The sequence below is a fragment of the Aeromonas bivalvium genome (assembly GCF_046078285.1).
Taxonomy (GTDB): Bacteria; Pseudomonadota; Gammaproteobacteria; order Enterobacterales; family Aeromonadaceae; genus Aeromonas; species Aeromonas bivalvium.
Window position 1 is genome coordinate 176,918 of sequence record NZ_JBGXBV010000002.1, and the last position, 18,898, is coordinate 195,815.

Consider the following 18,898-nt stretch of genomic DNA (forward strand, 5'->3'; position numbering starts at 1 on the left):
TAGAGACACGGCGCCGGATTTGTCGCTCTTTGGGGCTGGCTCAGCCTCGGCTCATCCTGATGTCTATCTGCTGGTGGGGCAGGTGCATGCCCAGGGCATGGAGCTTCTCCAGGATGGCGGAGTGTACCTCGTGGGTGATGGGCATCCTGTGGTCCATGTTGTTGACGTAGAGGCGGATCTCGTAGATGAGGGCCGAATCGGTGAACTCGATCAGGAACACCTCAGGGGTCGGGGTATCCAGCACCAGGCTGGATTCCTGCACGCACTGCTCCAGCAGTTGCTGCACCCGTTTCGGATCCTGGGTCAGGCCGATGCGGATGCGCAGCTTGACCCGGGTGATGGCATCGGACAGGGACCAGTTGATGAACTGCTCGGTGATGAAGGCCTTGTTGGGGACTATGATCTCCTTCCTGTCCCAGTCCACGATCGTGGTGGCCCGGGTCTTGATCTTGGAGACGGTGCCGGTCAGATCGCGAATGGTGACGGTATCGCCGAGCCGGATCGGCTTCTCGAACAGTATGATGAGGCCGGAGACGAAGTTGGCGAAGATCTCCTGCAACCCGAAGCCCAGCCCCACCGAGAGCGCCGCCACCAGCCACTGGGTCTTGGACCAGTCGATGCCGAGCATGGAGAAGCCGGTGAGGGCGCCGATGAGGATCACCAGGTACTTGCTGACCGTGGTCAGGGCGAAGCCGGTGCCGGGGGAGAGGCTGAGGTGCTGGAGCAGGGTCAGCTCCATCAGACCAGGCAGGTTGCGCGCCGTCATCACCGTCAGGATGAAGACGAACAGGGTCAGCATCAGATCCTGCAGTGTGATGGCCGAGAGCTGCTCTATCCCCGCCACCTTGCTGCTCACCTGCCACACCTCTATGTTGCTGAGGAAGCTGAAGGCCGAGTTGAGATCGGACCACTGCACCACCAGCAGCATGGTGAAGCCCAGCATCAGCAGGGTTCGGATGAGGCCAAGTGACTGGGCGCTGATGGTGTCCAGATCCAGCTCCTGCTCCTCCACCACGTCCGGGATCTCCGAGCTGAGGTCATCTTGCTCCTCGCGTCCCCGCTGGGCCAGGATCTCTGCCCGCCGGCTCTTGGCGCGATCGAAGGCGAGGCGACGGCGCTGGATCAGCATCCAGCGCCGCGCCAGGTAGTAGACCAGCAGGCAGCCCAGCCCCATCAGCAGGCTGACCTCCAGCTGGCGCAGCAGGGTGCGGGAGGTGTAGAAGTAGCCGAGCAGGGCGCCCACCACCGCCACCAGGGGAGCGAGCATGAGGGCATTCCAGATGAAGTGGTGCAACAGGTGGGGCTTGTTCATGTCCGCCTGGCCCCAGGTGAGCGGCAGGCGCTCCCGGTTGAGGCGCACGAAGAACAGCAGCAGCCAGAGCGCCCCCACAATGAAGGCGAGTCGGCCCAGGGTGTCGTAGAAGGCGTGTTCCTGGTAGCTGTCGGCCATGCCCTGCACGAAGAAGCTGGGGATCAGGATCAGCAGCAGGGTACGAAACTGGCCCCAGACCCGGGCGACCCGGGCGCCGTTCCAGCCGAAGTGGTGGATGAGGATCCCCTTCTCCAGGGTCAGATGACGCACCAGCAGCAGCGCCAGCAGCAGGAACCAGATCTCCCCCAGCCCCTTGGCGATGGCGATGGTGAAGGGATATTGCCAGGCCCCTTCCAGCTGATAGCGCAGCAGCAGCGCCATGGCGGGCAGGGGCAGGGCGGCCATCAGGGAGCGCAGCAGCAGACGGCTGGTGAGGCTGAACTTGTCCTGGGTCACCTTGCCGATCCTGGGGGCTATCTGCTGGCTGAAGTGGCTCAGGTGGCGGGCCAGCCGGATCCAGGTCACGAACAGCAGCAGCAGGGCGAGCACGGTGAAGGTGAGCCGGGTGGCGCCCCCCTCGGACAGGGCCAGGGGCAGCTGCCACCAGTTGGCGGGGTCGAGGGCCAGCCCCAGGGCGGCCGGTACCCCGAGCAGGACGGCCGGGGCCAGTGGCGGCACGTCGGGCAGCCAGAACAGGTGACTGGCACTGAGTTCGCGGATCTCGTCTATCTTGCTGTTCTGGCGGATATAGAGCAGCTTGAGCCGGGTCTGCTCCTGGATCAGGGTGTCGGCGGCATCGTTGAGCCGGGTCAGCAGCAGGCGACGGGTCTTGAGCAGGTTGTCGAGCACGGTGAGCTGGGCGCGATCCAGCTTGTCCTCCTCCTTGAGCAGTTGATCCCGCACCTTGGCCGGATCCTTGAGCTCCTCCTGCTCCCCCTCATACCTGTACTTGGCGATGCGCGACTGCACTATGGCCGATTCGAGCTTGTCGAGGGGGAAGAGGGCGGGCAGGTCGGCCAGCTTGCTGCGCAGGTTTTCGCCATAGGCGTTGCTTATCTGCAGCCATTCCAGCTGCTCTCGTACCGAGTTCACCAGGTCGTTGAGGTGGGAGAGGCTGTTGTCCACATCCCGCTGCTCGTCTTGCACCCCCTCGATCCGCTCCTCCAGGGCGCCGAGCTGGATGGAGAGGGTCTGGTTCTGTTGCTGCTGCTCTTGCAGCAGCGGCATGTCGGCGGTGAGCTGGGCCTGGAGGCGCTCGCTCTCGGCCAGGGTCCGCTCCGTGTTCTTGCGCCTGAGCAGGTTCTGCTGATTGACGAGGGCGTTTTGCCACTCATCCTCGTCCGTGATGGCGAGGTTGAGCCCCTGCACCTTGAGCTTGGCGAGATCGCTGCGCTGCTGGGCGGAGAGCTGCTCCAGCTCCAGCATCTGGATCCTGTCCGACAGGGACTGCTCCTTGAGACGGGTCATCAGCTGCTGGGCCTCGTGCAGGCGATCCGACTCGCCACTGAAGCTCATGCGATCGAGCTGGGCCCGGGTCTGCTGCAACTGCTTGCGCAGCTCATCGATGCGCAGGTGGAACTCCTGGCCGGTGATCTCCTGCTGATTGAGGCCGTCGAGCAGCTCCTGGCGCTCCTTGCGCAGATTGAGCTGACGGCTGCTGCTCAGCCCCAGCGCCTGGCGCAGGGCATCCTCGCTCAGGCTGGCGAGGGCCACCCGGTTGACGGGCTGGTAGTTGTGCAGGGCATCCTTGAGCCGGGCCGACTCCTTGGGATAGTCGATCATCAGCTGCTGGTAGGCCTTGCCCTGGGCCCGATAGCGTTCGGCATCCCGGGCAAATTGCAGCGCCTGCTGGTAACTCTCCCTCAGCTTCTGATTCTCCGGGGTCTCACCCTTGGGCACGCTCTGGAGCAGTTCCTCTATCTGGATGGTGGCGTCATCGGCCTGGGAGAGCAGGGGAAGGCAGAGGAAAAGCAGGGGGAGCAGGCGGTGCAACATGAGGCGCGTTTCCGATCATGAGAAGTCGCCTTAGCCTAAAGCAGGGGCTGGGGTGGGTAAAGCCTTCCACATGAATGATCTGCAACATAAATAACGGGTGATCCGGGTCTTGTTTGGCTATTATTCTGGCCGTTCCCCTCCCTTGAGCAATTTATGTCCACTGTCGATCTGGGCACGGCCCCCCTCTCTCGTCTTTTCCTGCGTTACGTTACCCCGACGGTGGCCGCCATGCTGGTCACCGGCGTCTATGTCACCATAGACGGCATCTTCGTCGGCCATATCCTGGGCCAGGACGGTCTGGCGGGCATGATGCTGGCCTACCCCATCTGCGCCGTGCTCTATGCGGTGGGGGCGTTGATCGGCATGGGTTCCTCGTCCCTCGCCTCGTTTTATCTGGGCAAGGGGGAGCAGGCCAAGGCGCGCCACATCGTCGGCAACGCCCTGGTGATGGTGCTCGTCGCCTCCGCCGTGCTCGCCTTCATCGGCATCCGGTACGGAAGGGAGATGCTGATCTGGATGGGGGCCGAGGGGGTCATCTTCGACGCCGGGTTTGCCTACCTGCAGTGGTACGCCTGGCTCGGGGTCTTCGCCGTGCTCTCAATGGCGTTCACCGCCCTGCTGCGCAACGACGGGCGACCCGGCCTCACCACCTGGATCCTGGTGGGGGGCGGCGTGCTCAACGTGCTGCTCGACTACCTGCTGATGGCGTTGATCCCCTGGGGACTGGCGGGGGCGGCGATTGCCACCATGCTCTCCCAGGCGGTGACCGGGGGCCTGTGCCTGTGGCACTTCTTCACCCCCCGCAGCCAGTTGCGCATCCGCTGGGATACCCTGATGCCGGACTGGCGCCTGATGGGGGAAACAGTGCGACTCGGGGCGTCGAGCTTTCTGATGTACCTCTATCTGTCGGTGGTGCTGGCGCTGCACAACAAGGCGCTGCTGTCGGTCGGCAGCTCCCTGCACGTGGCCGCCTACGGCGTCATCAGCTACAGCGAGGCCTTCTTCTATCTCATCTTCGAGGGGATCGCCATGGGCATCCAGCCCATCGCCAGCTTCAACGCCGGGGCGGGCAATTGGCAGCGGGTGCTGCGGGTGCGCAACCTGGCGTTGGGGGTGACCCTGGCGGTGGCGCTGTGCGGCATGATTCCGCTCTACCTCTGGCCTGAGGGGGTGGTCTATCTCTTTGCCGGTGACAACGCGGCCCTCTTGCCGGTGGCCAGCCTCGGCATCTGGCTCTACTTCTGGGGCCTGCCCATGGAGGGCTTGCTGCTGGTAGGGGCTGTCTATTTCCAGGCCATCAACCGGGCCCGCATCGCCTCCCTGCTCACCGGGGGCAAGCTGGTACTGATTGGCGGTTTCCTGTGGGCCTTCTCCTCCCTGTGGGGGGTGGCCGGGGTCTGGCTGGCGCTGCCCACCAGCAGCACCCTGCTGGTGATCATCATGGTGTGGGCCATGAGGCAGGAGTCGGCTCGCCATGGCACGGCGGCACTGTCCTGACAGGGGAACTCATCCCATGAGGAATAGCAGGAGGGCAGCCGATGGGCTGCCCTCCTGGTTTTGATGCCCCGTTCAGGGCTTGAAGGCGCCGATAAAGATGGCGGGATCGACGCGGGCATCGTTGAGGCTGACGTTCCAGTGCAGGTGGGGGCCGGTGGCGCGGCCGGTCGAGCCGACCCGGCCGACGATGCCGCCGCGTGGCAGGCTCTGACCCGGCGTCACATCGACCTTCGACAGGTGGCAAAACATGCTGATGAGCCCCTGGCCGTGATCGACGAATACCGTATTGCCGTTGAAGAAGTAGTTGCCCACGAGGATCACCTTGCCGGCGGCGGGGGACTTGATGGGGGTGCCGGCGCCGACCGCGAAGTCGAGGCCGGAGTGGGGGTTGCGCTCCTCGCCATTGAAGAAGCGGCGCAGGCCGAACGGGCTGGAGAGCGGGCCCTGCACCGGCTTGTCGAACAGCAAGTTGCTTGGCTGGGTGGCGCTGAAGGTCTGATAGGCCTGGGTCTGCTCCGCCAGCTCGCGCTGGATCCGGGCGAGATCGTCCGGATCGGGATTGACCTGGCGCTTGTTCTTGAGCTTGATGTGCTGCTCGCGGTAGTGCCTGTCGGCGACGTTGAAGGTGAGGGTGCGGCCATCGGCCAGGACGAGCCGGTGTTCCCCAAGTTTGCTCTTGAGCGGAATGCCGACGATGGCGACCCACTGTCTCCCCTCCTCCTTGACCACCAGCACCGGCTTGTCTTGATAGCGGGGGGCGGGGGATTGACTCCCCTCGTCGAGGGGAATGACGGCGACGCCGCCGGGAACCGGCTGGTTGAGCAGGCGGCTGATGAAGCCGGTTTCGGCATGGAGGCTGGCGCTGCACAGCAGCAGGCACACAGAGAACAAGAGGCGCATGGGGGCTCCGGCATGGGTCATTGAGGGGGCGATGATGCCACATTGTCATCCGGCTGTCTGGCGCAGGTCGTCGGCAGGGCAGACCCGGAGGAGTCGCCATGGCGGCTTGCGTCATTTTCAGGCGACGCAAGCGGGTTTCATGGCTGTGTGCTATTTACTTATATGTCAGTAATGTTCGGGCGCTAAATGACCCTGTACCGGGTGAGCCGCGGTTCAGCCACCGCACACCAGGCGCCTCTACTCCAACGGCTTTGCTGGAGGCTGTGATGAAAATGACCCCCCTAGTAACGATTGGCATCGCAAGCGGTCTGCTGATGTCGGGCGCCGCCCTGGCGTTCAACGGCACCATCACCATCACGGGCGAAGTCACCGCTGGCACCTGTGACATCTCGGTCAACGGTGGCAACTCGTCGGCGTTCGTGACCCTGCCCACCGTCAGCACCAATGCCCTCTCCGGTCTCGGACAGACCGCCGGCACCACGGGCTTCAAACTGGATCTCACCAGCTGCCCCACCACGGGTTCGGTGCGCGCCTACTTCGAGAACATAGGGGTGGAGCAGAGTACCGGGAACCTGAGCAACAAGGCGGTGGCATCCGGCGGCAAGAACCCAGCAGCCAATGTCGAGGTGCAGATCCTGTCGGCCAACAGCACGGCCATCGATCTGAGGGACAACACGGGCAATGATGTGCTGGTCGACTTCAGCGCCACCGGTGATGCCACTCTCTATTACAGCGCCCGCTACATCGCCACCGGGACTGTGGGAGCCGGTCTGGTGTCGGCGGATCTCATCTACTCCCTCGACTATCACTGAGTGACTTCCCATGATCCCGCTGGCGAGTCAGACCCTGGGCGTCAGGTGGTGTGGTCGTCTGCTGATGTGCACCCTGGCCCTGCTCCCCATGCTGGCCTGGGCTCAGGTCCAGATATCCGGCACCCGGGTCATCTACCCCGCCACGGCCCGTGAGGTGACGCTGGAGCTGACCAACAAGGGCATGGCGCCGGCGCTGGTGCAGGTCTGGATGGATGCCGGCGATCGCCGGATCCGGCCTGGGGCCGACAAGCTGCCCTTTCTCATCACCCCTCCCATCACCCGCATCGAGGCGCAGCGGGGCCAATCCCTTCGCGTCGCCTACGTGGGGCAGGGCCTGCCGAGGGACAAGGAGTCCGTGCTCTGGCTCAATGTGCTGGAGGTGCCCCCCAGTGCCAAGGCGGCCATGGCGGGTCAGAACCTGGTGCAGCTCGCCTTTCGCTCCCGGATCAAGCTGTTCTACCGTCCTCAGGGGTTGCCCGGTGATATCCAGCAGTCGGCCAATGGCTTGCGCTGGCAGCTGGTGCCGCGGGCCGAGGGCTATGTGCTGCGGGCCAGCAATCCGGGCCGTTTTCACGTCAGCATCAGCAATCTCCAGTTGCAGACAGCCCAGGCCAGGACGTTCAGCAACCGCAGCGGCGGCATGGTGGCGCCGGGGGGCAGCTTCGATTTTCCGCTGGAACAGTTGCGGGGTGCCGTGAAGGCCAAGGCGGTGACCTTCTACTGGCTCAATGACTACGGTGCCCGGGAGATGGGCCGGTTTTCGTTCAACTGACGCGTAAGGGATCGGCGTTTTCAGGCCCGTATCCGGCCCTTGTTCGTCTCAGGAAGGAGGTGAGCCCTGACAGTCCGTGAGCTTGCTGCCATGCGCCCCCTCACCTTTGCGCTTCCCGGCATCCGCACGCTGTGGCGGGGCGCTCATCCCGGGTGGTTCCCGCTTCTGCTGCTCATCGGCCAGGGGACCATGGCCGCCGAACCGGCTGCGGCGCCCGCCGCCGAGGTGGAGTTTGACAGCCAGCTGCTGGGCAGCCTCGGCATGGAGATAGACTTGACCCGTTTCTCCCGCCCCGACTTCGTGCCCCCCGGGCTCTATCAGCTCGACATCATCATCAATGGCAAGGAGAAGCTGAGCCAGCGCCTGGAGATACGGGCGGGGGAGACCCCAGATGCCCCCCGTTTCTGTTTCAAGGCCAGCCAGGTCGAGCAGTGGGGCCTGCTGGTCGAGCGTCTCCCCCGTCAGCGGACGGTGAAGAGACTGCTCAAGAGCGACTGCATCGAGGTGGCAGCCCTGGTGCCCGAGGCCAGCTTCACCATGGACTTGCCCAGCCTGACCGGATCACTCAGCCTGCCCCAGGCCTATGTCGGACGGGTACGCCGCAACCATGTGGGGCCGGATCAGTGGGTTGAGGGGATCAACGCCGCCTTCATCGGGTATAACGCCAACCTCTATTACAGCGACCAGCGTGGTACCTCCGAGCACCTCAGCGGCAACGTCAACCTCAATGGCGGGCTCAACCTGGGGGGCTGGCGCCTGCGCCACAACGGATCGTTCGAGGGCCATGGGGACTATCGGGCGCTCAACAGCTATGTCCAGCGGGATGTCACGGCAATGCGGGCCCAGCTCACCCTGGGGGAGTATTTCACCCCGGGAGACAGCTTTGACAGCGTCCCCTTCACCGGCATCCAGCTCGCCAGCGATGATGCCATGCTGCCGGATTTCGAACGGGGCTTCGCCCCCGTGGTGCGCGGCAGCGCCGACACCAATGCCAGGGTCACCATACGTCAGGGGGATGCCCTCATCTATGAGACCCAGGTCGCCCCGGGGGCCTTCGCCATCGATGACCTCTATGCCACCAGCTTCGCCGGGGATCTCGATGTCACCATCACGGAGGCGGATGGCCGCAGCCGCAGCTTCACCCTGCCATTCTCCTCCGTGGTGCAGATGCTGCGCGCAGATGCGTCCCGCTTCAGCCTGACCCTGGGCCGCCATCGCGGCGACAACGGGGATCAGGGCCCCAACTTCCTGCAGGGCACCTACCGGCGCGGCCTCTCCAATACCCTGACCCTCTACGGCGGGCTCATCGGGGCTCAGGATTATGGCGCCCTGCTCGGCGGTCTGGCGGTCGGCTCCGACTATGGCGCCCTGGCCCTCGATGTCACCGGCTCCTGGGCGCGGGATCTGCCCGCCGAGTCGGGCCTTGCCGAGGCGCAGTCGGGTCAGAGCTACCGCCTGGCCTACAGCAAGCAGATGGATTACACCCGCACCTACGTCACCCTGGCCGCCTACCGTTTCTCGAGCGAGGGGTATCTGGATCTGAACGACATGGCGGTGCTGCAGGGGGATAACCCCAGCCTGGTGCAGCGGGAGCGCAACCGCTTCCAGCTCAATATCAGCCAACCCGTGGGGGAACTGGGGGATCTCTATCTGAGCGGCATCACCCGCAACTACTGGGGGGGAGAGGGGAACAGCAGCAGCTTCCAGCTTGGCTACAACAAGGGGTTCGCCTGGGGCAGCCTCACCTTCTCCGCCAGTCACTCCCTCGACGATGACGGCGGGAACCAGTATGTGCTGAGTCTCAGCATCCCCATAGGGGAGAGCCTGGGCAGCCCTCGCCTCGGCAGCACCTTTTCCTACCAGGAGGGGCAGGGCCATCTGATCCGGGCGGATCTCAATGGCGGAGCCCGCGATGGCCGCCTCTATTACGGCCTCTATGCCAGCCATGGCGGCAGCCATTATGGCTATGGCGGCAACCTGCAGTATCAGGGGGCCAAGACCCAGCTCGGCGTCAGCACCAGCCAGGGGGAGAATTACGCCCAGTACGTGGCCTCAGCCAAGGGGACTCTGCTGATCCACGAGGAGGGCTGGGCCCTCGGCCAGAGCCAGGGGGAAACAATGGCGCTGGTGGAGGCCAGGGGGGCCCAGGGGGCCAGGATAAGCCAGGGGATCGGCAGCGAGGTGGATGGAGATGGCTACGCCGTCGTGGCCGGACTCAATCCCTATCGCAACAACATCATCAGCCTGGATCCGAGCGGCCTGCCGGTGGACGTGGAGATAGACGGCAGCGCTCAGCTGGTGGCGCCCAGGCGCGGTGCCATCGTCAAGCTCGATTACGAGACCCGGATTGGCCAGCCCCTGCTGCTGCAGGCCAGCCTGGCGAGCCAGGAGCCGTTGCCCTTTGGCGCCGATGTGGTGGATGCCGGTGGCCGCTCCGTGGCCGTGGTGGGCCAGGGCGGCCTCATCTTCGTGCGGGGTGAATCGGGGCCGCTCCATGTGGAGTGGGGCAAGGGCAGCCATCAACGCTGCCGCCTCGACTATCGGCAACCCGAGGTGGATCCCGCCATTCCCTATCAGCAGGTGGCGGCTCGCTGCCTGCGGGAGGAGGCGCAGTAATGGGGGAGAGCAGGGCGCCCTGCCGCGCGGGTCAGGCTGGCCGGGGAGGGAGAATGACAAATAGGATTCGATATGGGCTGCTGTGCGGGATCCTGCTGGTTCAGGGCGAGGTGCAGGGGGCCATCAACCTGCTGGCGACCCGCCTCATCTACCAGGCAGATTCGACCGAGACCAGCCTCATGGTGCGCAACGACGATGGGGCTCCCAGTCTGTTGCAGGCCTGGGTCGATGAGGGAAATGCGAACCTGGGGCCAGACAGAAGCCAGGCCCCCTTCCTGGTGACGCCGCCCGTGATGCGACTGGGGGCGGGCAAGGGGCAGGCGCTGCGCATCTACAGGGTGGCGAATCGCGCCCTGGCCCGGGATCGGGAATCCCTATTCTGGCTCAACGTGCTGGGATTGCCCCCCAGGGCGAGAGCGACGGGGGCCAGGGTGCAGATCGCCTATCGCACCCGAATCAAGCTGTTCTATCGCCCCGCCGGCCTGGCGGGATCCCCTCGTCAGGCGGTGGCTCACCTGGTGTGGCGGCTGGAGCCTGGGCAGGGACTGAGGGTGCGCAATGACAGCCCTTTTCACATCAGCGTGAGCGAGGTGCTGCTGGAAGGAGGGCAGGGGCCGCAGGCCTGGCGCGAGGCGGCGTTGATCCCGCCCCTGGGGGAGCTGAGGCTGCCCATGGCGGGGCTCAAAGGGGTCAGTCATGGCCGGTTGCGATGGATCGATGACGATGGCAATTACCATGAACAGGGTTTTGGGCTGGGAGGGGGATGATGGGGGAAGATCGCAAGGGGTCGGGCATGAGGGGGCTTGGCGCTGTACTCATCCTGCTGGTGACGCTCTGCTACCTGCCGGGGGCCCATGCCGTCAACGGCCAGTGCACCAGTGCCTTCATGGCGACCGTGCCCCTGACCAGCCCGTCGGCGCTCTACCAGCCAGGGGAGGAGACCGGCGGCACGTTTGCCACCACCAGCTCGGCCAATTGCAACTGCACCGGCATCAATCTGGGCCTGCTGCAGACCACCCATTATCAGGGAACCACCACGCTGCCCACCCTGGCCGATCCGATGGGCACCCTGATCAAGCTCAATGACTACTTCGGGCTCAGGGTGGCATTCAATGTGGGGGGGAGCGATCGTACCGTGCCCTTCAATGCGACCACGTCAGGCGTGCTGCTGCTCTGTGTCGGCAATCTGCTCGACCTGGCGCTCGGCGGCATTCATGTCAATGGCGGCAGCTACACCCTCAAGCTGCTCAAGGGGATCACGGGCACCCAGACCTTCAGCGGCACGGTCGCCAGCCTGTTCGTGCGCCGGGTCAATGCACCGGATACCGGAGTCGGCAACGAGTTCAGCCGGCTGGCCATGAACATCAGCGTCACCTCGACCCCGAGTTGCCAGTTCCCGGCGGGCAGCAGCATTCCCCTAGATCTCGGTGCCGTGGCCCAGAGCGCCTTCGTCGAGGGAGGCGTGCCCCAGGGCTATGCTCCGCGCAGCGTCAACGTGAGCGTGACTTGCAGTCAGGTGCCGAGCGACTATGTCACTCCCCTCGATTACCGTTTCGGCGGCGCCCTCGCCAGCCAGGGCAACTTCATCACCACCTCTCTGGCGGGGGTGGGCATAGGACTGCTCGAGCAGGATGGGGACACACCTATTCCATTGGATACCGGCATCGCGGTACCCTATTCGCACATTACCCACAAGACAGATTACAGGGTGAGGGTGTACCCGACCAGGCTGCCGGGTCAGCCGGTGCGAACCGGATCCTATACCGCCACCATCATGGTGACGGTGACAGTGCCCTGAGCGCCCTCCTCCCCGACAACCGAACCGAGGCTTAATGATGAACAGTAACCGCGCCTTGCGCGTCGAGCCCCAGCGCCACCCCCTGGGTCGTGGCTGGTTGTGGATCCGCAGCGGATTCGACATCTTCAACAAGGGCATGGGGCCGAGTGTCGCCATGTTGCTGCTCTGGCTCGGCATCGGCCTGCTGATTGAGCAGTTGCCGGCCGGTGGTTTCATCTCCCAGCTGCTCTACATGGTGTGGATGGCGGGCTGGATGGTGGTGGCCAAGGGCGGTGACGAGCAGGGGCGGTTGACCTTTTCCGATCTCTTCGCCGGTTTTCGTCACCGTTTGACGCCACTGGTGATGGGTGGCCTGCTCACCCTGGGACTCTTCACCCTGGTGGTCATGCTCTGTCTGGGGCTGCTCTCCCTGTGGGGGCTGGAGGATATATTCAGCCAGGATCCGGAGCAGCTCACCCTGACGGTGGAGCAGGCCAGGGGCGTGCTGCTCTGCCTGCTGGTGGGGATGGCCCTGCTGGTACCCGTGCTGATGGCGGTGACCTTCGCCCCGGCGCTGATCTATTTTCACGATGTCAGCGTCTGGCAGGCCGTCAGGCTGAGTTTTCAGGGGTGCCTGCGCAACATGTGGCCCTTCCTCTGGTGGGGCCTGCTGGGGTGCGCCATGTTGCTGCTTGGCACCCTGTTGATGCTGATCGGCCTGCTGGTGGTGCTGCCCGCCCTCAACTACTCCATCTACATGGCCTATCAGGATATTTTCCTCGCACCCGGGGAAGAGGAGCCACTCCCCATGACGGGCTTCGAAGCCTGATCCCGCGATAGACAAGGGGCCGTTCGGCCCCTTTTTTATTGCCAGAGCGAGTCCTCGGCCATCCGGGCCACCAGAAAGTCGAGGAAGCTGCGCAGCAGGGGAGACATCTGCTTGCGGGTGCCATAGACACCGTAGACCCCGAGCCGCTTGGGCTGCCACTCAGGCAACAGGGCCACCAGCTCCCCGCGTGCCAGGTGCTGCACCACCGAGTAGCGGGGTTGCAGGCTGATGCCGGCGCCCGCCAGAGTGGCATTCAGCAGCAGGTTGGAGATGTTGGCGCTGAGGTTGCCGCTGACCGGCACCGACTGGGGGCCGCCTGGCCCCTGAAACTCCCACAGGCTCTTGCCGAAATAGGTGTAGGTGAGGCAGTTGTGCAGGGCGAGATCCTGAACGCGCTGCGGGGTCGGGTGCCTGGCCAGATAGGCCGGGCTGGCGCAGACCACGGAGTGGCAGGTGCCGAGGCGGCGGGCCACCAGGTTGGGGTCCAGATCGTTGGTGATGCGCAGGGCCAGATCGATGCGCTCCTCCACCAGGTTGACGGTTCTGTCCAGCAGCAGTATGTCGATGGCGGTGTCGGGGTAGAGTGCCAGATACTCGTTGGCCGCCCCCACCAGCAGGGCATCCGAGAGGGAGTAGCTGCTGGTGATGCGCAGCTGGCCCTTGGGCGTCTCGTCGCCCCGGATGGCGATCTGCTCCATCTCCTCCCCCAGTGCCAGCATGGCCCTGGCCCGGTTCAGCGCCTCTTCCCCCGGCCCGGTCAGGCTGAGGCGACGGGTAGTCCTGTGGAGCAGGCGGGCCCCCATCCAGCGCTCCAGCTCGGCCAGGTAGCGGGAGACCATGGCCCGGGACATCTCCAGCCTCTCCCCGGCGCCGCTCAGGCTGCCCTGTTCTACGACGCTGACGAAGACCCGCAACGCGGTGAGTCGATCCATCTTCAAACCTCTATATGCTCGATATGTGCAACAGTGATGCGCTTTTCATGCGGTATTTGTAACTTAAGTGATCCAATACACTGTGTCCATCTGATGAACCCCCGCTAACCTGTTGAGGAATACCGAATGAACCGCACCCTGATCCGCAATCTGACCCTGGCGACCACCCTGCTGAGTGGCGCCGCCATGGCGGCGCCACTCAGCGTCACCGTCTACAACCCCGGTGAGCATGCCATCTTCCCCGTCTCCTCCTCCCTGGTGGCCGGTGACAAGGAAGCCATCCTGATCGATGCCCAGTTTGACGTGAAGAGTGGCCAGGCGCTGGTGGAGATGATCAAGCAGAGCGGCAAGCAGCTGACCACCGTCTACATCAGTGGTGGCGACCCCGACTTCTATTTCGGTCTGGAGCCCATCATGGCGGCCTTCCCGAACGTCAAGGTGCTGGCCGATCAGCACGTGGTCGACCATATCAACAAGACCAAGGATGCCAAGCTGGCGTACTGGGGTCCGATCCTGGGTGAAAATGCGCCCAAGAGCCTGACCCTTCCCCAGGTGATGACGGCGAGCCATCTGACCCTGGAAGGGGAGACGATCGAGGTCAAGGAGATGAATACTCCGACCGCCTACCTGTGGGCGCCGTCCATCAAGACCGCGTTCGGTGGCGTGCCTGTCTACAGCGGCGTACACGTATGGATGGCCGACAGCCAGACCAGGGAAGCCCGCGCCCACTGGGTCAAGACCCTCAACGAACTGCTGGCCCTGAAACCCGAGCGCGTCGTGCCCGGCCACTTCCTGGGGGACGAGCCCAAGGGCGTGGATGCCGTCACCTTTACCCGTGACTATGTGCAGCGTTTCGAGCAGGAGCTGGCCAGTAGCAAGGGTTCAGCTGCGCTGATCGAAGGGTTGAAGCAGGCTTACCCCTCCCTGCCGCTCGATGATGGCCTGGCCATCGGCGCCAAGGTCAATACCGGCGAAATGAGCTGGTAAGGCCAACGCCTGCTTCCCTGTGTTTTTTTACCGGGCCCGGGCCCGGTTTTTTTGTCATTGAACAAAGAGACGAACAACATGTCGATACCTCACAAGACACTGCATTATGTGTACGACCCCCTCTGTGGCTGGTGCTATGGCTCGGCGCCCCTGCTGGCCGCTGCGGCCACCCTGGCGACGGTGAGCATCCGGCTTCATCCGGGCGGACTCTGGCTTGGGGAGCGGCGACAACGGATGGGACCGGCGCTGCGGGACTACGTCAAACCCCACGACGCACGGATCCAGGCGATGACGGGCCAACCCTTCGGTGAGGCCTACTTCAACCGCTTGCTGCTCAACGAGGCGCTCATGCTCGATTCGGCGCCCCCCATTCGTGCCATCCTGGCGGCCGGCGCCCTGGGGGCGGACGAGCTGGCCCTGCTGCAACGGATCCAAAGCGCCCACTATCGGGACGGTGTCTGGGTCGGGGATCTCGCCACACTGACCCGGTTGGCGACCGAGCTGGGGCTGGAGGAGGGGGCCTTTCGCCACGCCTATGAACAGCAGGCGCTGGAGCCCGCCCTGAGGGAGAGCCAGACCTGGTTGCGCCGCCTCGGAGGCCAGGGTTATCCGACCCTGGGGCTGGCGTGGGGGGACGAGTTGCAGCCCATAGCGGTCGGTGCCTATCTGGGGGATCCCGCCGCCTTCCTGGCCCGTCTGCAGCAGGACTGATGGCCTGCGGGGGCGCCCAAGGGAGGCGATGGCAGGCGGGCTCTGGCGTCGATCGCCTTGTTCCTCAAGCACTTATTGGGCATGCTAGGGGCCGATTTTATCGGCAAGCAGTGGGGATATATGAACCTTCGCGATCTCGAATACCTGGTGGCGCTGGAAGAGGAGAAGCATTTTCGCAAGGCGGCGGAGCGTTGCTTCGTCAGCCAGCCGACCCTGAGCGGTCAGCTGCGCAAGCTGGAGGACGAACTGGGGGTGATCCTGATCGAACGCACCTCCCGCAAGGTGCTGTTCACCCCCGCCGGTGACGCCATGGCCGAGCAGGCCCGCAAGGTGCTGCGGGAGGTGCGCGAGCTCAAGAGCATAGGTCAGCACTTCGCCGAGCCCATGTCGGGAGAGATCCACATCGGCCTCATCCCCACGGTCGGCCCCTATCTGTTGCCCCACATCATCCAGGATCTGCGCGAACACTTTCCGAAACTGGAGTTCTACCTCTACGAAGAGCAGACCCAGCTGCTGATGAAGCGGCTGGAGGAGGGGGAGCTGGACTGCGTGATCCTGGCTGAACTGGACGGCATGGACGGCTTTGGCTCTCTGCCGCTCTATGAGGAGCCCATGTGGTTGGCTGTGCCCAGGCAGCACCCGGAGGCCCAGGCCAAGGCGGTGCCGCTTGGCAATCTCAAGGGCAAGAAACTGCTGATGCTGCAAGACGGTCACTGCCTGCGGGATCAGGCCATGGGCTTCTGTTTCGCCGCCGGCGTGGGGGAGGACGTGCGCTTCAAGGGCACCAGCCTGGAGACGCTGCGCAACATGGTGGCGGCGGGCAGCGGCATGACCCTGATCCCCCGGCTGGCGGTGCCTGCCCAGCGTGACGAGGGCGGGGTCAGCTATCGGCCCGTGGTCGATCCCGTGCCGGGACGGGCCATCTCGCTGCTCTATCGCCACTATTCGGTGCGTCGCCCCTGCTTCAATGAGCTGGCGGCCCGCATCCGCACCCTGATGAAGGCACATCTGGCGTCTTGAACCCAGGGATCTGATGCAAAAAAAACCGGCGCCAGTGCGCCGGTTTTTTTCATGGGCTCCTCGAGGGAGCCGCTTCGGATCAGAACAGATCGTCGGTGGAGACGGGGCCCTCGCCATAGTAGCCGTCGCCATAGACGCGATTGCCGTCCGAGCTCGGGGTCGCATAGCGGGTCGGCTCCGTCCCTTCCTTGAAATACTCAGTGGTGGTGGCGCCGCTGTGGGAGAGCAGCCCGGTCTCGCCATCGATCGGCAGCTTGATGATGCCTTCGGGCACCGGCATCGGCTGCTCGGGCACCTTGTCGAGGGCCACCTTCATGAAGTCGATCCAGATGGGCTGCGCCGCGTTGCCGCCAAACTCGCCTCCCGCGGTCTGATCGCGGCCCATGTTCGGGTTGTAGGCGGCCCGGCCCAGGGCCCGCTGATGATTGTCAAACCCGATCCAGGCGGTCGCCACCAGATTCGGGGTATAGCCGGAGAACCAGGCATCCCGGGATTCGTTGGTGGTCCCTGTCTTGCCGGAGATGTCGCGGCGCTTGAGGTCGCGGGCCGCTCGCCAGCCGGTGCCCATCCAGCCCCGGCCGCCCCAGATGGCGGTGGTCAGGGTGTCCGTGATGAGGAAGGCGCTCTGGGCGCTGATGGTCTGGGGCGCCAGATTGTTGGGCACCACGGGGTCGATGGCGCACTGGGCGCGCCAGTCACCGGGCACGTTGAGGTAGGCATCGGGGGCGTTCATGTCGGCGGCGGCCAGGGTGCCGCAACCACGGCAGGCGGCGGCCGGGTTGGCGGAGAACAGCGTCTTGTCGAAGCTGTCTTTCACCTCTGTGATGAAATAGGGGGTCACCTGATAGCCGCCATTGGCGAGCATGGCGAAGCCGCGCACCACCTCCAGCGGGGTGAACTCGGCAGCCCCGAGCGCAAGGGATTCATGGCGCTGTATGTGTTCGCGGGGGAAACCGAACCGGGTCAGGCCGTCGATATAGGTATCCAGCCCGATGGCCCGCATCAGTCGCACCGACATCACGTTCTTGGACTTGGCCAGACCGATGCGCAGGGGGGTCGGGCCATCATAGACGGCCGGGGAGTTCTTCGGCTGCCACATAGGGCCCTTGGCCGGGTCCCACTGGTTGATCGGTGCATCGTTGATGATGGACGCCAGGGTATAGCCCTGCTCCAGGGCGGTGGCGTAGAGGAAGGGCTTGATGTTGGAGCCGATCTGGCGACGCGCCTGGTCGACCCGGTTGAACTTGGACAACTCGAAGCTGAAGCCGCCCACCAGGCCCTCGATGGCACCATCGGCCGGGTTCATGGCGACCAGGGCCGCGTTGACGTCCGGGATCTGGGCCAGGATCAGGGCCTCACCCTGCTCGCGCACCCAGATCTGGGCACCCACTTTCAGCACATCCCTGGCGCTCTTGGGGGCATTGCCTTGGCGGGAGTCCGTGATGAAGGCGCGAGCCCACTTGATGCCATCCCAGTTCAGCTCGGCCTGTTTGCCGTTCTTGAGCACCAGGCTGGCACTCTTGTCCCCCAGATTGGTCACCACGGCGGGGATCAGGGGCGAGTAGGCAGGCTCCTTGTTGAGGTGTGCGACTATCTGGTTGTAGTCCCACTGGGGCTCCCCCTCCTTCCAGAGCTGGGCGCTCGGGCCACGGTAGCCGTGACGGGTGTCGTAGGCGATGATGCCTTCCAGCAGGGCCTCCTTGGCGGCGCGCTGGCGGTTGGCGGTGACTGTGGTGTAGACATGCAGCCCCATGGTGTAGGCATCTTCGCCGAACTGATCCACCATCTTCTGGCGTACCATCTCGGCCAGATAGGGGGCGTGCAGTGTGGTCTCGGCGCCATGGTAGCGAGCCTTGATGGGCATCTTGCTGGCTTCGTCATACTGGGCCTGGGTGATCTTGCCGGTATCGAGCATGCGGCCCAGCACCACGTTGCGGCGGGCGAAGGCGCGCTCGGGGGAGCGAATGGGGTTGAGCATGGAAGGGGCCTTGGGCAGGCCCGCAATGATGGCGATCTCGTCCAGGGTGAGCTCGCTCACCTCCTTGCCGAAGTAGACCTGGGCGGCGGCGCCGACCCCGAATGAGCGATAGCCCAGGGGGATCTTGTTGAGATAGAGCGCCAAAATTTCGTCTTTGGTGAGGTTCTGTTCGATACGCCAGGCGAGGAAAACCTCCTTCACCTTGCGCACTATGGTCTTCTCATTGGTCAGGAAGAAGTTGCGCGCCACCTGCTGGGTGATGGTACTGGCCCCTTGCTGGGGACGGCCAGAGACGGCCCAGACGGTGGCGGCCCGCAGGATCCCGATGGGGTCTATGCCGGGATGCTCGTAGAAACGGGCGTCTTCGGTGGCCAGCACCGCATCGATCATGGGCTGGGGGATCTCGCTCAACTGCAGCGGAATGCGACGGATTTCGCCAAACTGGGCGATCAATTCGCCGTCGCGGCTGTACACCTTCATGGGGGTGGCCAGTTTGACGTCGCGCAGGGCCGAGACATCCGGCAACTGGGGCTTGATGTAGAAATAGATGCCAATGAGGCTGGCGACACCCAGCACGGCACCCAGCATCATCACAATAAACAGGCGTACGAGCCATTTCAGCATGGAAGAACTACCAATCGTCTTAAAATTAACCAAAGGGCGCAGAGTATACCCCCACTGCCGACGAAAATTCGATATTTTCCGGTGGGGGAATGGCTGGGCAAAGAGCGCCCAGATTAGCATCCCGGGCTCTTTTCAC

Annotated in this window: 14 protein-coding genes; 10 read left to right on the top strand and 4 right to left on the bottom strand. The window is 64.4% G+C overall.

What is annotated here, in order from left to right; all coding sequences use genetic code 11:
- Positions 1 to 40: 40 nt before the first annotated feature.
- Complete coding sequence (gene mscM, locus ACEUCR_RS07980) at positions 41 to 3,307, bottom strand: miniconductance mechanosensitive channel MscM (RefSeq protein ID WP_408789321.1); 3,267 nt, start codon at positions 3,305 to 3,307, stop codon at positions 41 to 43.
- A gap of 153 nt (positions 3,308 to 3,460) precedes the next feature.
- On the opposite strand from mscM, the gene ACEUCR_RS07985 reads away from it, so the two are divergent.
- Positions 3,461 to 4,804 carry an MATE family efflux transporter gene (locus ACEUCR_RS07985; protein WP_111874043.1) on the top strand — a complete coding sequence of 448 codons (1,344 nt, stop codon included), beginning with the start codon at positions 3,461 to 3,463 and terminating at the stop codon, positions 4,802 to 4,804.
- 72 nt (positions 4,805 to 4,876) lie between these two features.
- On the opposite strand, the gene ACEUCR_RS07990 is transcribed toward ACEUCR_RS07985, so the two are convergent.
- Positions 4,877 to 5,704 (bottom strand): peptidoglycan DD-metalloendopeptidase family protein, encoded by an 828-nt coding sequence (locus tag ACEUCR_RS07990; RefSeq protein ID WP_408789324.1) that lies wholly within the window; start codon positions 5,702 to 5,704, stop codon positions 4,877 to 4,879.
- Positions 5,705 to 5,970: 266 nt separating this feature from the next.
- Between ACEUCR_RS07990 and ACEUCR_RS07995 the strand changes: the two genes are divergently transcribed.
- From ACEUCR_RS07995 to ACEUCR_RS08020, 6 genes are all read left to right on the top strand, one after another.
- Positions 5,971 to 6,516: a fimbrial protein gene (locus ACEUCR_RS07995; protein WP_041993048.1), complete on the top strand. Its 546-nt coding sequence runs from the start codon at positions 5,971 to 5,973 to the stop codon at positions 6,514 to 6,516.
- Between the two features lie 10 nt (positions 6,517 to 6,526).
- Positions 6,527 to 7,288 (top strand): fimbria/pilus periplasmic chaperone, encoded by a 762-nt coding sequence (locus tag ACEUCR_RS08000; protein ID WP_084205247.1) that lies wholly within the window; start codon positions 6,527 to 6,529, stop codon positions 7,286 to 7,288.
- Positions 7,289 to 7,378: 90 nt separating this feature from the next.
- Positions 7,379 to 9,904 carry a fimbria/pilus outer membrane usher protein gene (locus ACEUCR_RS08005; RefSeq protein WP_408789326.1) on the top strand — a complete coding sequence of 842 codons (2,526 nt, stop codon included), beginning with the start codon at positions 7,379 to 7,381 and terminating at the stop codon, positions 9,902 to 9,904.
- A gap of 53 nt (positions 9,905 to 9,957) precedes the next feature.
- Positions 9,958 to 10,671, top strand: a complete 714-nt coding sequence (locus ACEUCR_RS08010; RefSeq protein ID WP_408789329.1) for a fimbrial biogenesis chaperone — start codon at positions 9,958 to 9,960, stop codon at positions 10,669 to 10,671.
- A complete protein-coding gene (locus tag ACEUCR_RS08015; RefSeq protein ID WP_392444033.1) occupies positions 10,668 to 11,702 on the top strand; it encodes a fimbrial protein in 1,035 nt (344 codons plus the stop codon). The genes ACEUCR_RS08010 and ACEUCR_RS08015 overlap by 4 nt, the downstream gene beginning before the upstream one ends.
- A gap of 37 nt (positions 11,703 to 11,739) precedes the next feature.
- Entirely contained in the window at positions 11,740 to 12,510 is a 771-nt protein-coding gene (locus ACEUCR_RS08020; RefSeq protein ID WP_041993058.1) for a BPSS1780 family membrane protein, read from the top strand.
- Positions 12,511 to 12,545: 35 nt separating this feature from the next.
- On the opposite strand, the gene ACEUCR_RS08025 is transcribed toward ACEUCR_RS08020, so the two are convergent.
- A complete protein-coding gene (locus tag ACEUCR_RS08025) occupies positions 12,546 to 13,442 on the bottom strand; it encodes a LysR family transcriptional regulator (protein ID WP_408789332.1) in 897 nt (298 codons plus the stop codon).
- Positions 13,443 to 13,568: 126 nt separating this feature from the next.
- Here ACEUCR_RS08025 and ACEUCR_RS08030 point away from each other — a divergent pair, with 126 nt between their 5' ends.
- The 3 genes from ACEUCR_RS08030 to oxyR all read left to right on the top strand — a co-directional run bounded on the left by ACEUCR_RS08030 (position 13,569) and on the right by oxyR (position 16,160).
- The gene (locus ACEUCR_RS08030) at positions 13,569 to 14,429 is read left to right on the top strand and encodes a Vmh family MBL fold metallo-hydrolase (RefSeq protein WP_408789335.1); all 861 of its coding nucleotides are present in this window, start codon (positions 13,569 to 13,571) and stop codon (positions 14,427 to 14,429) included.
- A gap of 78 nt (positions 14,430 to 14,507) precedes the next feature.
- Positions 14,508 to 15,140 (top strand): DsbA family protein, encoded by a 633-nt coding sequence (locus tag ACEUCR_RS08035; protein ID WP_408789338.1) that lies wholly within the window; start codon positions 14,508 to 14,510, stop codon positions 15,138 to 15,140.
- A 120-nt stretch (positions 15,141 to 15,260) separates the two neighbouring features.
- Positions 15,261 to 16,160 (top strand): DNA-binding transcriptional regulator OxyR, encoded by a 900-nt coding sequence (gene oxyR, locus ACEUCR_RS08040; protein ID WP_111874034.1) that lies wholly within the window; start codon positions 15,261 to 15,263, stop codon positions 16,158 to 16,160.
- Between the two features lie 79 nt (positions 16,161 to 16,239).
- On the opposite strand, the gene ACEUCR_RS08045 is transcribed toward oxyR, so the two are convergent.
- Positions 16,240 to 18,762: a penicillin-binding protein 1A gene (locus ACEUCR_RS08045; RefSeq protein WP_408789341.1), complete on the bottom strand. Its 2,523-nt coding sequence runs from the start codon at positions 18,760 to 18,762 to the stop codon at positions 16,240 to 16,242.
- Positions 18,763 to 18,898 lie beyond the last annotated feature (136 nt).